Genomic DNA, 13411 nt, shown 5'->3' with positions numbered 1-13411 from the left:
GCGGACCCTGTGTACCTACACAGGACGCGGGGATGCCGCGCCGGGTGGGCTCGTGGGATCCGCGCCGGGTGGTGGGTGCGGGGCGGGAGCGGGGTGCGGGTGGGTTAGGGGGTTGGGGTGAGGGTGGGTTAGGGGGTTGGGGTGAGGGTGGGTTAGGGGGTTGGGGTGAGGGTGGGTTAGGGGGTTGGGGTGAGGGTGGTGGTTGTTAGGAGGGAGAGGAGGGAGATGTTGGCGGCGGCTAGGGATTGGGGGCCGCCTTCCTCGCGGTCGATGACGCAGAGGGCCTCTCGGATGTCGGCGCCGAGGGAGCGGAGTTCGGCGGTGGAGAGGACTATTTGGCCGCCGCTGGTGACAACGTCTTCGATGACGAGGACGCGACGGCCCGTGATGTCGGCGCCTTCGGCCAGGCGGCGGGTGCCGTAGGACTTGGCCTTCTTGCGGACGAAGGCGCAGGGCAGACCGGTGTGCCGGCTGAGTGCGGTGACGACAGGGATCCCGCCCATCTCGAGCCCGGCCAGGACCTCGATATCGGCGGGCACCAGCGGCGCCATCGCTTCAGCGATCGCGTCGAGGAGGACGGGGTCGCCCTCAAACGCGTACTTGTCAAAGTACCGATCCGTAGTCACACCCGAACGGAGGACGAACTCTCCGGTCAGATGTGCCGTCCGGTAAATCCGTTCACCCAGCTCCGCGAGATCCACGCCCGCACCCTACCCAGCCGGGCTGGCCCCACTGCGCGACACTCACCAGAGCATGCCCAACAACCCCGTACCCGTGAGCCCCGGCAAGGCACGCCGAACGGCCGGGCGGTCAGGGGTCCCGGCAGGGGCACTCGAGCGACTCGCCTCTCGGAAGGTTCCGGCGGGGCGGCGATTTCAGCTCGCTTGTTGTTCGGCCGGAGGTAGTAGGCGGCGGAAGTCTTCTAGGGCGATGATTGGGACGGCGTACTCGCGGGCCGTGCGGGCCTTGAGGGAGAGGCTGTCTACGTCCGCCGCGACGACGAAGTCGGTGTCTGGGCGGACGGCCTCCTGGGGGATGAAGCCGGCTGCTACTGCGCGGTCCCACCAGGTTTCGCGTGGTTCGACCATGTCTCCGGTGAAGACCAGCGTGCTGCCAGGCGGGAATCCGTGCGCGCCGGGTCGCGCCGGCACGGGGTACGCGCCTCGGCTGGCGGTCAGCAACGCGTCGTCTACCTCGGATGCTCGATGGCCGAGCATGAGGGCGACCTTGTCGAGGTCATTCCGTTGGTCCGAGGTCACCTCACCTCCGCCCCACAGAGCCGACGCCAACGCGGCCACGTAGTAGCCATGAAGTTCGTCCACCTGTGGCCGAGTCAGGCCCAAGTCGGTGGCCACATGGACCAATTGATCCGCGTCGGCCTGGTCGATCTCGCGGTCGGCCAGAATCGTGTCTAGGACCGCCAGATACGAGTCGGCCTGTGGCGGCTCGGGCACCCGTGGCAGCTGATCGACGAGCCGGCTCATCCAGCCATGCCGGCCGCCCGCATGCACGGGCCGCACCGTCGGCGTGAACTCCACCTGCGGGATCGATGGCCAAGGCAATCTTCGCACCTCTTCGTAAGCCCATTGCCAAGGCCGCGGGCTGGGAAACGCTTGCAGATAGCGCCCGAACAGCAGCGCCGTCGCCTGGGTATCGGCAAGCGCCGAATGCCACCCCTCCAGGGGAATCCCGGCTGCCGAGCAGCACGCGCCAAGAGTCCGCTTGGCGCCCGGATAGAGATAACCGGCAAGCGCCATCGTGCACATCGCCCGCTCGGTGACCAGCGGCACGGCGTACCCGATCCGCTCGAACTCCGCCCGCAGGAACCCCAGATCGAACTCCACGTTGTGCCCCACCACCATCCGCCCGGCCAGCAGCCCGGCCAGGTGCGCGGCGACATCAATGAACTCAGGCGCCGCCAGCACGTCGGCGGTGAGGATGCCATGGATGTGTTGTGGACCGAGGTCGCGTTGCGGGTTCAGCAAGGTGACCCACTCGTGCTCGAACCGGCCCTGCGCATCCAGCAGGACGACCGCGATCTCGATCACCCGGTGCCGGTGTCCTGGCAGCAGGCCGGTGGTCTCGGTGTCGATGACGGCATACATCCCCAGCGCCTCCTCCAACGCGAGTCCAGCTCGGACGAATCAGCCGGAATCCCAAGCCGGCAAGCCGATCCGGCCCTCCCGGATTCGACTACCCCAAGCCAATCACAGCCCACCGACAGTTTCCGTACGCCGTCTATCGCGCGACCCCGGCAGCAATGGACGCGACCCCTGCAGCAACAAAGAGGTATCAGGCCGGCGGTACGTCGACCGCGATCTCCTCGCCGAGCGTCGCCCCGCCGGCGAGATCCAGATCGTCACCGCTCCAGAACCGGCCCGGGTCGTACCAGTTCAGCCGTCGCCCACCCGCGAGCAACCCCATCTCCTCGTACGTCATGGCGACCACCTCCGCGCAGTACGCGGTCTCCAGCTCCAGCTCGCGCTCTCCACGCCGGAACTTCGGGATCCTCCCCCGCGCCCATCGCGACGCGAGCCGGGCGGTGGAGGGGAACGGCGTCCCGTCCAGGCGCGCGACAGTACGCAGTACGGCGTCCTCCATCTCGCGCGTGACGGTGTGGTCGAGCTGCCGGAGCCACGCGTGCTGGCCATACCGGCGCGACCAGGTCACCACCGCGTCGCGCAGATCGTGCAGCTGCACGCCGCGCTGGTGGTTGCCGGACCACACGTCCGGCAGCGAACGGCCTAGCTCGGCATGCCACATCAGCGGTGGCATGTCCTCGAGCACGATCGCCATGCCGACATGGTTGACCGGGCTGTTGGTGGTCAGCTGGATCGCCCGATCCGCCGCACTGTCACCCCGGAAAAGCCAAATGTCACCTGTTCGTGTCAGTTCCGTAGCGTCATCCAGTGAAATCCGTGTCTCCACATCGCTACATTAATGCTCATGAAGGCATGGAAGGTCGTAGGACTGGCGGGAATTGTCGGCGTCGCGGCAACCGGTGTGGTGATCGCTAGGGGCGAGCGCAAGCGTCGCGCCTACACCCCCGAAGAAGTCCGGGATCGACTCAAGACCCGCGTCAAAGAAGCAGCAAGCGCCTGATCGAGCCCGGCGCCCTGATCCAGGGCGCCGGAGATCAGCCCGTACTGCGAACCGTCTGCCGGCGGCACTTGCCGCTGTCTCCGGATCTACCGCCGGCGACTCAGAGGTTGTCCCGCGACCCAAGGGCTGTCCCGCGACTAAAAGCTTGTCCCGCGCCTTAGAGGTTGTGCAGGGCAACGTTCTCCAGGCGGCCCGAGTTGATCTCGGCGGTCTGATACGTGCAGAACGGCTGCCTGCGGCGATCCGTTGGAGAGCCCGGATTGAGCAGTCGCAAACCCTTCGGTGCCGTGGTGTCCCACGGTATGTGGCTGTGCCCGAAAACCAGCAGATCCACTCCCGGGAACGCGCTCTCACAGCGTTCTTCACGACCCTTGCTCGCACCGGTCTCATGCACGACCGCGATCGCCAGCCCGTCGAGCGAAACTCGCGCGACCTCCGGCAGCCTGGCCCGGAGTACCGGCCCGTCGTTGTTGCCCCAGCACCCGATCAGTCGTTGCGATCGCGACTCCAGCTCGTCGAGCAGCTCCACGTTCACCCAGTCGCCCGCGTGGATCACCACATCGGCTTCGTCGATCGCATCCCACACGGCAGCAGGCAGTCGCTTCGCCCGCACCGGCAGATGCGTGTCCGAGATCAGCACCAGACGCATGCCGCTACTCTCCCACGCTCTGCCGATCCGGCGCTGAGAACAATCAGCTCTGCAGTGACCTGATCAACTCGCTCTCCCGCTCCGGGCTGAGGCCGGCCTTCCGGACCCGGTCCAGCCCGAGTTCGCGCTCCCAGGCGAGCGTGTCGCGGACGAACTCGTCCCGGGGCCGATGCTTCAGCCCCGCGGTGATCGCGGCCTGACCGCTGCGGTTCGACCAGCCTTCGTATCCCGGCTCGGTCAACCACATCGCGATCGAGTCAGGACCCATGTACTGATTTACCTCCTGCGCCTCCAACCACTCCCGCGGCGCGAGCACCACCGGCCCGGTGTGACCGCCAACTGAGCGCACCAACTCGATCCACTCCCCGAAAGGCACCACGGGCCCGACTGCGTCGTACGCCCCCGTGCGACCGTTCCCGGCACAATCCAGCAGCCAGGACGCGAAATCGCGGACGTCGATCACCGAAGTCGCCAGCTCGGGGGTGTCGGGCACGAGCAACGGCTCCTCCGGCGCACGGGCCGCCCGGGCCACCCACGCCCCACCCCGGTCGCTGGCATCCCCCGGCCCGCCGATCAGCCCGGCCCGCGCGATCACCAGCCGATCCCCCACCGCGTCGGCCGAAGCGACCTCACAGGCCACCTTCGCCTCGCCGTACTGCTCGCGCTCGGCGACGTCCCCGTCCAAGGCGTCCCTCAGCGGCGCCGACTCGTCCGCGCCCGGTGTATCGAATTTCTCGTACGCATTGCCGGACGAGATGTAGGTCCAGTGTTTCGCCTTGTCTGCAAGGGCATCCAGCGCACCCCTCACGAACCCTGGCTGCCACGACACCTCGAACACGGCATCCCATTGCTGCTCCGCGACCGCGGCGTACGCGTCGGGGCTGCTCCGGTCCGTCGCGATCAGCGTCGCGCCGTCGGCCACCCCGCCGCTCTCGCCCCGGGCAAGACAGGTGACGGCATGCCCACGCGCCAACGCCTGGGTCGCGATCTCACGCCCCAGAAAGGCTGTTCCACCGAGAATCAGAATGTCCACGAGAACAGCCAAGCAGGCACGACGGACAAATCCCATCACCTCTGCGGACAGCAGAACCACGATCGGTTGATCGGGCAACGAACACGCTTCGTGGTGTGTTGTCCGCGCGGCGTCAACGCTGGTCGTCACCCCTTGCTACGTGGTCGGGGCGGGAGCACTGTCGAAGGTAGTACGCACGAAAGCAAGGGGGAAGAAATGGCTGGATTCGTTCAGATCATCGGGTACGAGACCTCGAAACCGGACGAGGTCCACGCGCTCAGCGAGGAGTACGACAAGGCGCGGGAGGCGGCCGGCGACGGCGGCTCCGCGCCCGGCAGCGCGATGGTCTGCGCCGACCGCGACAACCCGGGGCACTACTTCACGATCGTGGAGTTCGCGTCGGCCGAGGCCGCGATGGAGAACTCGGCCCGGGCGGACACCAGCGAGTACGCCGCGAAGATGATGGAGCTCTGCGACGGCCCGCCGACGTTCTACAACCTCGACCTGCTGGAGAAGATGTAGAGGTTTCGAGCGGACCGCCACCGGAGGGAGGAGGAGGTGACGGCCCGCTCGGGGTCGGACCAGGTCCGCGGCGCCGGATCCGGTCGTGGTCTCAGTGCGTACGCAGTCGTGCTTTCGTACTCCGGCGTGCGCTCAGTTCGCAGTACGTGCTCAGCTCTCGTACTTCGGTGCGCTTGACCCGTACTTCGGTGCGCTTGACTCGTACGTCGGTGCGCTCACCTCGTGCTTGGGTTGCTCAGCTCGTACTTCGTGCGGTCAGCTCGTACTGCGGTGCGCCTGGGGTCGGTCTCGGGTCTCGTGCCCCGGGAGCTGTTCGTACGCGTGCCCCTGCTCGTGCCCGTGCTCCTGTTCGGAATCGGGATCAGGTTCGGGTGCTGAGTGCAGGTCGGGCCAGGGGCGTGGCGGCAGATCGCTGCGGGGCCTCAGTTTGAGGACCGGGTCCGGTCCTGGATCGGGGTCGATCCACTCGACCTCGGTGGCGCCCTGGTGCCCGTGGATCGCGATCACCGACTCGATGGCGTCCCAGACGGTCGTGGTCGGGTAGTCGCCGTACCAGCGGAGCGCGACGGCCCCGTCGGTGAACTGGACACCCTCGGCGACCGGTCCGGTACTACTGACACCGGAGACGTCGTGATGGCGGATCAGCCGGAAGCGACGAGAACTCATTTCGGCGCGACCTCCCAGCGCCGCTCGCCCGGCAACTTGCGGCCCGGCGACGGTTCGCTCGGCAGGATCGGTTCGCTCGTCACGCGCAAGCCGGCGAACCGGCGCGACATGGCGGCCGCATAGCGGTCGGCCAACTCGGCCTCCGCCTGGTAGTCCGCGACGACGTGGTCACCGAACCACACTCGTACGCGGCGTCGCTGCATCCCCGCCACCAGCCCGGTTAACGGGACGGGGTCGGCACTGGCATCGTCGGCGGACATCAGTGCACCCTGCGCCCGGTCGGCTTGATCGGCGTCTTACGGCCGCCTACAGGTGTTCCCATCAGCGGCATCGAGGACCATCGGTTCACTTCGATCACTTCCACTTCCCTGTGGGGATGGGTTCACTCGTAGTGACGTCCCACCCACAGCCTTATGACGCCGATCCCCAGATTTTCTTCATCCCGGATTTCTGACTGCCACCGAACCGCGCCCCCACCGCCGCGTCACGGTACGCACCATGGGCCGGGAACCGGTACGGGGTGATCGCGCAAAGGCAGTCGTGAGCCACCTGCTCGCCTTCGAGCGACGACAGCGGTACGACGCATCGGCGGGCAGCTCGTTACCGTGGCTCTACGGGATCGCCACCAACCCGGTTCACCGGCGTAGGCACGACGAGGTACGCCAGTACCGCGCCTAGCCTCACTCAATCCTGCCGCAGTACCCACGGCCCCAGGTCTCTACGTCTTCCGCGTCCGGCGTCAGATCCGCCTCGAAGTACCGCGGCGCCTGCCCTGGCACATACGCAGCGACCAGCAACTCCACGTTGTGGACCAGCAACGCCGGTACGTCGGGCATCCCGGCGACCATCAACTCAAAGGCGAGCCGAGCCTCCTCCGCCTGGAGTGGCTTGTGCGTGCGGAACTGGATGTCGACCATCACCGGGTATGCGTCCAAGGCCGTCAGCACCCCAGGCTCCGAACCGAGATAGTTCGGCCCGATGAAGACACCCATCGGCGCGTCGACGGTCCGCGCCCGTCCCACAAACGCCCACTCGCCACTTCCATCCTCCGGCTCCAGACCATCCCCCAGACCCAAAACCTCCGCCACCCGCGCCGCGACCACCTCGACCGCGCCCCCAACCGCCAGAAAAACCTCATCACTATCCGCCATCTGCACTCCTTGAGTAGCTGATAGCACTCACCAGCCGCGTGAGCAGTTCTAAGCGACGACCCAGGGGCGCCAGTGGTCGGCGTCGGGGGCGTCCTGGGTTGTTCCAGGGACGAAGTCATGAACGCCGGCTCCCGGCAGGTACGCCGCCACCAAGATGTCCAGATCGTGCAGCAACAGCATCGCCGTCTCAGGGTGCGCCTCGACCAACCTGCCGAACATCAGCCGAGACTCGCGATGGAGCACATCCTCCGACCGGTACCGAATCCCGACATCGATCCCGTACCCGTCGATCGCCTGCAATTCACCGGGCTCGGGATCCACCAACACATAGCCGTTCCGCTGAACCACCACCCCTAACCAATCGTCTCCGACCCTCCCCCGAAGGCCCACCGCTTCTCCTCCAGCCGCCTGGTCTTCACGCCGCTCGACACCGTGCACCTCGGTAAGCCACCCGGCAACCTCCTCCGGAGTCTCATTCACAGCCAAAAAAATGCTGTCAACAGCAGACATCAAGACTCCTTCGTGTAAGTGATCAATCGCCCATCACCGAGGATCAGGTGAACAACCCTCGCAGTTGTCTTACCCGGCTGCCCGACGGCCCGCCGGTAGGCACGGAATGCATCGGCCTGCGAAAGGTCGACGTTCCGGCCGTCGATGACTACCTCACCGTTCGGCGGCACCTGCTCGCTCGCGTCCAGGATGTTGCGTTTGATCGCGTTGCTCGCGCCACTTCTCGGCGTCTTGAACTCGAACTCGATCCCCACGTCACCACGGGTCCTCCTAACCATCGCATCCGGATTCTTGGCCCAGGATCCGTGGTCCTCCAGCCGGGCGTCGATCCTCCATCCCCGCCGCTCGAGCAGCTCCGCGATCTCGACCTCCTTCGGCTCGAAGGCGCCGAGTGGATCGTGGATACCAGGCGCGAAGTTGTCTCCGCGGGCCCGCGGGTGAAATGCAGGGTCGAAGTCCGCGAGGTCGTCGAGGGCTGCGTCTATTTCTGGTACTTCGATCCGTTCCACCGATGCTTGATCGCCGGCCGAATCGGACGGTGGTGGGAGTTCTACGTCGATGATCGGCGGTGAGGACGGTTCGGGGAGGTCGGGGTAGTCGAAGGTGGCGGTTACGTGGTCTGTGGTGATGGTGATGACCGCGGTTTGCCAGGTGGGGGTGTTGGTGGTCATGGCGTGGAGGAGTTCGGTGGCGGCTTCGTTGATGTCTACGCTGATTTCGTAGTCGCGTTCCTCGGGGGCGTCCTGGTCCTCGACTACTACTGCTCGGCCGTCGGGGGTCACCTCGATCTCGACTTCCAGGGTTTCGAGCGGGCCGCGGTCCTCGCGTTCTTTCTCGTCTTTTTGTTGTTGCTTGCGGAGCTTTTCGAGGGCCTTGCGGGCGACCTTGATCAGTGGTGGTTCATTGCCCTCGGCATCGTCCAGTGGCTTGAGCGGGGCGGACAGTCGGCGCGTGCGGCCTTGGGAGTCCCGTAAGGCGACATCCCCGATCCCACCGGTCGCCTTGTTGCGATCGGCGGACGCCGCGTCTGGTCGCCCACTCGACGAGCCGCCGCCTACCAATCGGGACGCCCACGCCTTGGCTTTGGGTGGCGCCATCGACAAGTAGTGGGCGGCCTCTTCGCAAGAGCGAGCGGCGGCATCTAGCTGCTGAGCGGCGACAGTGGCCCGCCCCTGCGACGCGATGATCGCCAGCGCGGCGTTCTCCCGGCAGCGTTCCGCCGTACGTTGCAGGTGCTGGACGACGCCCGGCACCTCGTCGAGACACTCGACCAGACCTTGCGCGACTCGCTGCAGGTCGGACGGCATCCGAGGTCAGATCTGGTCGGCGTAGCTCTTGCAGCCGGCCGACGCGATCTCCAAGGCCTCCGCCGCTTGTTCGACCGCCTTGCCGGCGGCGTCCAGGATCTCCGCGATGTCGCGGTCCACTCCGGTCGCCGTACCGGCGATCAGACTCTCCACCTGGGCGCTGTGCTGGGTGAAGCGGAGCTTGAACCCGGCCAGGCCACCAGCTGCCTGCTTGGCCTCGGCGGAGACCTGCTGCAGCTGTTCCTTGAGCCGCTGTACGTCGGACACTGACTGCCTCTTCTTCCTAGGGAATGCGCTTCTTCGGCAACACGATCGCCGTTCCGGAGATGATCACCGGTACGGCGATGGCGATCCACCACGGCAGCCCGGCCGCCATCAGGATGATGACCAGGACAGCACCGCCCCAGCCCCACCAGCGTGCTCCGGGCAGCCGTGGCAGGCCTAGTACGCGGGATGCGGCCAGCATGGTGACGGCCGCGATCACAGCGTCCTCCAGTGCGGCCAGGAACGATCCGGAGATCACCCAGACCAGAAGAAAGCCGACCACTACGAGTGCGGCGCTGATAGTACGGCGCTTGCGGCGCTCCTGCTCCGCCCGGGCCTTCGCACGGACCTCTTCGAGCTTGTCGACCGTGTCCGCCAGCTGCTTGGTGAGCTTGGCCGCGGCCGCCTCGATGTCTGTGAGTCCCCTGATCGCAGGCATCGTGACAGTGGTCTTCTTGCCCTCCGCCGGCAACCCCGCCCGCTGCAACGAACCGGCAGCCTTCTCAGCGAGCTCGTTGAGCCGCAGCTCCAGCTTGCGCCCCCGCTCGGCCATGGCGTCGGCTTCGGCCATCGCTGTGGCCTCTGCCTTCGACCGGTTGGCAGTCAACCGGTCCTGCGTCTGCTGCGCGTCCGCACGTGCTCCAGCCACTTGCCGCACCGCCCGGACGTACTCCGACCACTCCTGCTCTTCGGTCTTCATCGGCGTACCAGCTCTACATAGCGGTCGACCTCGTCCACGCGCAGCGGCGCGAACGGTACGACGACCTGTGCCTCCGGGTGCAGCCCGTCCCAGAAGAGCCCGCGGTGCGGCTCCGATGCCCACCGCACGAGCGGCCCGCACACTGCCCGTACGCCGTCCTGTGGGTGCCGCAAGAACATGTGCGTAGCGACGTTGGCCCGGCCGTAGCCGAGTTGCTCGGTGCAGACGTGCAGTCGGTTCCACCAGCCGAAGGTGATCAGCCCCTGGGTCGGCCCGTCGCGCACGATGTCCTGCAGCGCGTTCGCTGGACTCTCGAAGTACCCGTCTGCGTGTGTCTGCATCTTCGGTACGCCGTGAAACCCGAACCCCAGCAGGTAGGTCTCCCCACCGACGTGCCCGTCGCGCACGGCATCGCGCAGTGAGAACAACCGCGGCGCGATGTCCTCATGCTTGTCGACCGTCTCGACCTCGGATCCGAGCTGCCTCAACGCCTGGATCAGCGCACCCTTGCCCTCAGCAACCGCGGGTGACGAGTCGGTGCCGTCGATGAAGATGAAGCGCGGCGGCAGTACGGCAGCAGCCGCCGCCGACACCGCCAGCCCCGACAAAACCCCCAGCGCATCCGCCGGACCGTCACCAAGCACCAGTACGCCGGCGCCCGGCTCGGGCCGAACCTCAACGGCCACGGGTGCCTCTGTCACCGCGATCGGCAGCCCCGTCCAAGGCCTGCCGAGCTCGGGCTTCACCGACGCGGCGGTGTCGGTCAACCTGGCCGGTTCCGCGAGATGGAAGATGCGCGGCGGATGCGTAGTACCCGATCTCAGCCACAGCTCGCGGCGGAGGTCGTCGAGAACGGCCTTGTCCGCGAAGCTGACCAGGACGTGCTGGTTGTCGTCAGGCGAGCCAAAATTCGCGTTCAGCACCGCTTCGCCACGGAACTGCAGCTCGGCCGCAGCCGTGTTACCCGTCCGCAGGATCGCCTGCGCGTCGGCAGGCGTCGTCTTCAACGCGATCCGGTAAGGCACCTGCCCGAAGATCGAGTCGCGCCGCGTCGACAGCCGCTTGACCCCTTCGATCGTCTGCGTCGCCAGCACCACATGTACGCCGTACGCGCGGCCGAGTCGCACCAGTCGCTCCAGCAGTCGCGCCGCCTCGTCAGCAAGCTCGTCGTCGTCCTCCAGCAGCACCTGGAACTCATCCAGTACTGCGAGGATGCGCGGCGGTCGCTCCGGCCCGGCAGGCATCTCGGCGATGTCCGCGACGTTGCCGTGCGACTTGAAGATCTCACTGCGTCGCGCCAGCTCGTCGGACAGATGCCGCAGCACGGCCAGGCCGAACGCCCGGTCGCTGTGCACACCAAGCACGCGGACATGTGGCAGCCAATGCTCCCGCTCCCCCGCCGGTCCGAGCGCGGAGAACTCGACGCCATGCTTGAAGTCGAGCAGGTACATCTCCAGGTCCACCGGGTCGTACCGCGCGGCAAGACCGTGGATCAGCACGAGCAGCAGGTTCGACTTGCCCTGCCCGACTGCACCACCGACCAGAACGTGCGGCAGCGCCGGGTTGCCGCTGCGCAACCGCACCAGCGCCGGCGTGCGATCGTCGTACCCGATGACCGTGCTCAGCTCGTCCTTGACCGGCTGCCACCAGGTGGAGCGGTCAGGCAGCGTGCGGTTGAACTCGATGGTCGGCAGGACTGCGATCTCGGCCAGCTCGGCGACGACGTCACAAATGCCTGCAGCAACATTCGCGTCGAACGGCGGATCAAGCTGAGCCGGGACGCTCTGCAACTGTGACAGCTCTACCCGGCCTCCACTGATTGCTACTGGCGTCAACAGGTCCAGTAGCTGCCGCGGATCCACCTCGTGCTCGCCTGCCGTGGCCGGGTCGTGGTGGACCAGGAAACAGATCCCCCTGTCCCCGCCCGTGGCCGCCAGTCGGACCAGATCGCGCTGCGCGAGGGAATCGATGCCGGAGGGGTAGTCGAAAAGGACGATCAGCCTGTACGGGTCGGTGACGCGGCCGGTCTCGCGGATCAGCTCCTCGAACCGCTTGTGCCCGAGCTGCGCCTGCCTGCTGGCCCGTAGCGACGACACGTCGACAAGCCCGGACAGCACGGTGTGCAGCTGCTCCGCGGTGTGTGTTGCCCGCGGCACCAATTGCGGGTACTTCGTGGTCAGATGCCCGAGCAGCCCCATCATCCCGGTCAGCCGTGGGTCGAACGCGTCGATCCGCAACCGGAACGGCTCGGCTGCCGCGATCAGCCGCAGCGCCACGCTTTGCAGGAGCTGCCGCGCTGCCTCGCTGCGGTCAGCCGTGACCTTCCAGCCGTTCGTCCGCAGCAGGGGCGCGACTACTGGCGTACCGGCTTCCAACTGGCCGATCCGCACGTACGACGGGGTGCCGGCTCCCACCAGCTGTCTTGACCGCCAGCGGGCGTCGTTCGGCGGGATCGAGGCGAGCCCCGGCGCCAAGCGATCCGCGAGCAGGCGTGCCGCGGGCTCGGCCGAAGCAAGCGCTTCAGCGGTCGCGGCCTCTACCAGGCCACGCGATTCACGCCTGGCCAGCACCGTCTGCTCCTGCATCTGCCGGTGCAGCTTGACCGCGCGCTGGTGCTCGCCATGGGTGAGCCGGCGCGCGTTCTCGATGAGCTCCCCGAGCGCGAACTGCAGTCCCCGGACCCGTGACTCCAGAACTTCCGGAGAGACCGGTCCGGGCATGCTTTCCCCGTCAGGCTTCTCCGTCACGAGCACCGTCCTTCCACCACTGCGACGCGACCTCTCCCGCTGCCTGCGTAAACCATGTCACACCATCAGCCCCGTGTGTCACTTCAGCCATCAGAAGTCTCACCTGCCGACTAGTTCGAAGGGGCTACGATCTCGAGTTCGTAGCCATCGGTGTTATGCAGGAATGCGGCGTAATGCTGCGGACCACCGGCGTACGGATGACGGTCGGCGAACATCAGCGTCCAGCCGTGACCAGTCACCTCGGCCACGATCGCGTCGACCTCGGCCCGGCTCGCGGCATTGAGAGCCAGATGGTTCATCCCCGGCCGCAGCCGGTCGTGCTCGGGCGCCGACATCGCGGGACTCTGCTCGACGACCAGATAACTGCCGTCGGGCGCGATCCAGATGTATCCGCCGGGCCAGCTGTCACCGTCCTTCCAGCCCAATCGGCCGAGGATCCAGCCCCAGCTCGTCAATGCTCGGGAAAGGTCCGGGACCCAGATCTCGACGTGGTGCACAGCGGCGGCCATCGGAGCATTATCTGTGCTCGTCGAGCCGGTTGGACACCGCCACCGCGGCCAGGCCGAGAACGACCAGCCAGACCAGCGCGCCGGCCAGCCACGGCCACCAGTTCGAACCGGCTGCCGCCGCGGCGACCGCCTTCCCGAACAGGCCACCCGCAGGGGCGAAGACCAGCACCACCAGAACGCGGGCGATGGAGGTCTCCTTGGTCATTTCTTCATTGTCCGAGCCCTTGGCCGCCACCGCAGCGACATGGGCGCGCCTCGATCCGCTGCTGCTG

Annotated in this window: 18 protein-coding genes; 3 read left to right on the top strand and 15 right to left on the bottom strand. The window is 66.9% G+C overall.

Annotation, left to right across the window (positions count from 1 at the left end; all coding sequences use genetic code 11):
• Positions 1-176: 176 nt before the first annotated feature.
• The 3 genes from pyrE to F1D05_RS37930 all read right to left on the bottom strand — a co-directional run bounded on the left by pyrE (position 177) and on the right by F1D05_RS37930 (position 2796).
• Positions 177-701: an orotate phosphoribosyltransferase gene (pyrE, locus tag F1D05_RS37940; protein WP_185445022.1), complete on the bottom strand. Its 525-nt coding sequence runs from the start codon at positions 699-701 to the stop codon at positions 177-179.
• 174 nt (positions 702-875) lie between these two features.
• The gene (locus F1D05_RS37935) at positions 876-2105 is read right to left on the bottom strand and encodes an exonuclease domain-containing protein (protein WP_185445021.1); all 1230 of its coding nucleotides are present in this window, start codon (positions 2103-2105) and stop codon (positions 876-878) included.
• A 187-nt stretch (positions 2106-2292) separates the two neighbouring features.
• A complete protein-coding gene (locus F1D05_RS37930) occupies positions 2293-2796 on the bottom strand; it encodes a hypothetical protein (protein ID WP_246486309.1) in 504 nt (167 codons plus the stop codon).
• 150 nt (positions 2797-2946) lie between these two features.
• Here F1D05_RS37930 and F1D05_RS37925 point away from each other — a divergent pair, with 150 nt between their 5' ends.
• The gene (locus F1D05_RS37925) at positions 2947-3102 is read left to right on the top strand and encodes a hypothetical protein (protein ID WP_185445019.1); all 156 of its coding nucleotides are present in this window, start codon (positions 2947-2949) and stop codon (positions 3100-3102) included.
• 157 nt (positions 3103-3259) lie between these two features.
• Here the strand turns inward: F1D05_RS37925 and F1D05_RS37920 are convergent, their stop codons facing one another.
• Together F1D05_RS37920 and F1D05_RS37915 are read right to left on the bottom strand one after the other, a co-directional pair.
• Positions 3260-3751, bottom strand: coding sequence for a metallophosphoesterase family protein (locus tag F1D05_RS37920; protein WP_185445018.1), 492 nt, complete (start codon positions 3749-3751; stop codon positions 3260-3262).
• Between the two features lie 43 nt (positions 3752-3794).
• Positions 3795-4784 carry an NAD-dependent epimerase/dehydratase family protein gene (locus F1D05_RS37915; protein ID WP_185445017.1) on the bottom strand — a complete coding sequence of 330 codons (990 nt, stop codon included), beginning with the start codon at positions 4782-4784 and terminating at the stop codon, positions 3795-3797.
• 195 nt (positions 4785-4979) lie between these two features.
• Between F1D05_RS37915 and F1D05_RS37910 the strand changes: the two genes are divergently transcribed.
• Positions 4980-5285: a putative quinol monooxygenase gene (locus tag F1D05_RS37910; RefSeq protein ID WP_185445016.1), complete on the top strand. Its 306-nt coding sequence runs from the start codon at positions 4980-4982 to the stop codon at positions 5283-5285.
• Between the two features lie 255 nt (positions 5286-5540).
• Here the strand turns inward: F1D05_RS37910 and F1D05_RS37905 are convergent, their stop codons facing one another.
• Both F1D05_RS37905 and F1D05_RS37900 read right to left on the bottom strand, forming a co-directional pair.
• Positions 5541-5951, bottom strand: coding sequence for a hypothetical protein (locus F1D05_RS37905; protein ID WP_246486308.1), 411 nt, complete (start codon positions 5949-5951; stop codon positions 5541-5543).
• Entirely contained in the window at positions 5948-6211 is a 264-nt protein-coding gene (locus tag F1D05_RS37900) for a hypothetical protein (protein ID WP_246486307.1), read from the bottom strand. Before F1D05_RS37900 ends, F1D05_RS37905 begins: the two co-directional genes overlap by 4 nt.
• A gap of 238 nt (positions 6212-6449) precedes the next feature.
• Here F1D05_RS37900 and F1D05_RS37895 point away from each other — a divergent pair, with 238 nt between their 5' ends.
• Complete coding sequence (locus F1D05_RS37895; RefSeq protein ID WP_185445015.1) at positions 6450-6629, top strand: hypothetical protein; 180 nt, start codon at positions 6450-6452, stop codon at positions 6627-6629.
• Positions 6630-6631: 2 nt separating this feature from the next.
• Here F1D05_RS37895 and F1D05_RS37890 read toward each other — a convergent pair whose 3' ends face one another.
• From F1D05_RS37890 to F1D05_RS37855, 8 genes are all read right to left on the bottom strand, one after another.
• Positions 6632-7102: a hypothetical protein gene (locus F1D05_RS37890; RefSeq protein ID WP_185445014.1), complete on the bottom strand. Its 471-nt coding sequence runs from the start codon at positions 7100-7102 to the stop codon at positions 6632-6634.
• Positions 7103-7150: 48 nt separating this feature from the next.
• A complete protein-coding gene (locus F1D05_RS37885; protein WP_185445013.1) occupies positions 7151-7453 on the bottom strand; it encodes a hypothetical protein in 303 nt (100 codons plus the stop codon).
• Positions 7454-7611: 158 nt separating this feature from the next.
• Positions 7612-8919: a hypothetical protein gene (locus F1D05_RS37880; RefSeq protein ID WP_185445012.1), complete on the bottom strand. Its 1308-nt coding sequence runs from the start codon at positions 8917-8919 to the stop codon at positions 7612-7614.
• Between the two features lie 6 nt (positions 8920-8925).
• Entirely contained in the window at positions 8926-9186 is a 261-nt protein-coding gene (locus tag F1D05_RS37875) for a hypothetical protein (RefSeq protein ID WP_185445011.1), read from the bottom strand.
• Between the two features lie 16 nt (positions 9187-9202).
• The gene (locus tag F1D05_RS37870; RefSeq protein ID WP_185445010.1) at positions 9203-9883 is read right to left on the bottom strand and encodes a hypothetical protein; all 681 of its coding nucleotides are present in this window, start codon (positions 9881-9883) and stop codon (positions 9203-9205) included.
• A complete protein-coding gene (locus F1D05_RS37865) occupies positions 9880-12630 on the bottom strand; it encodes an FtsK/SpoIIIE domain-containing protein (RefSeq protein ID WP_246486306.1) in 2751 nt (916 codons plus the stop codon). Before F1D05_RS37865 ends, F1D05_RS37870 begins: the two co-directional genes overlap by 4 nt.
• Before the next feature lie 110 nt (positions 12631-12740).
• On the bottom strand, positions 12741-13139 hold the full coding sequence (locus F1D05_RS37860) for a VOC family protein (RefSeq protein WP_185445009.1): 399 nt from the start codon (positions 13137-13139) through the stop codon (positions 12741-12743).
• 7 nt (positions 13140-13146) lie between these two features.
• A complete protein-coding gene (locus tag F1D05_RS37855) occupies positions 13147-13344 on the bottom strand; it encodes a hypothetical protein (RefSeq protein ID WP_185445008.1) in 198 nt (65 codons plus the stop codon).
• Between the last annotated feature and the right edge of the window lie 67 nt (positions 13345-13411).

It is taken from the genome of Kribbella qitaiheensis, from assembly GCF_014217565.1.
Lineage (GTDB): Bacteria > Actinomycetota > Actinomycetes > Propionibacteriales > Kribbellaceae > Kribbella > Kribbella qitaiheensis_A.
Note: the sequence above shows the minus strand (reverse complement) of the source record. Positions and strands in the feature narration are given on the sequence as shown.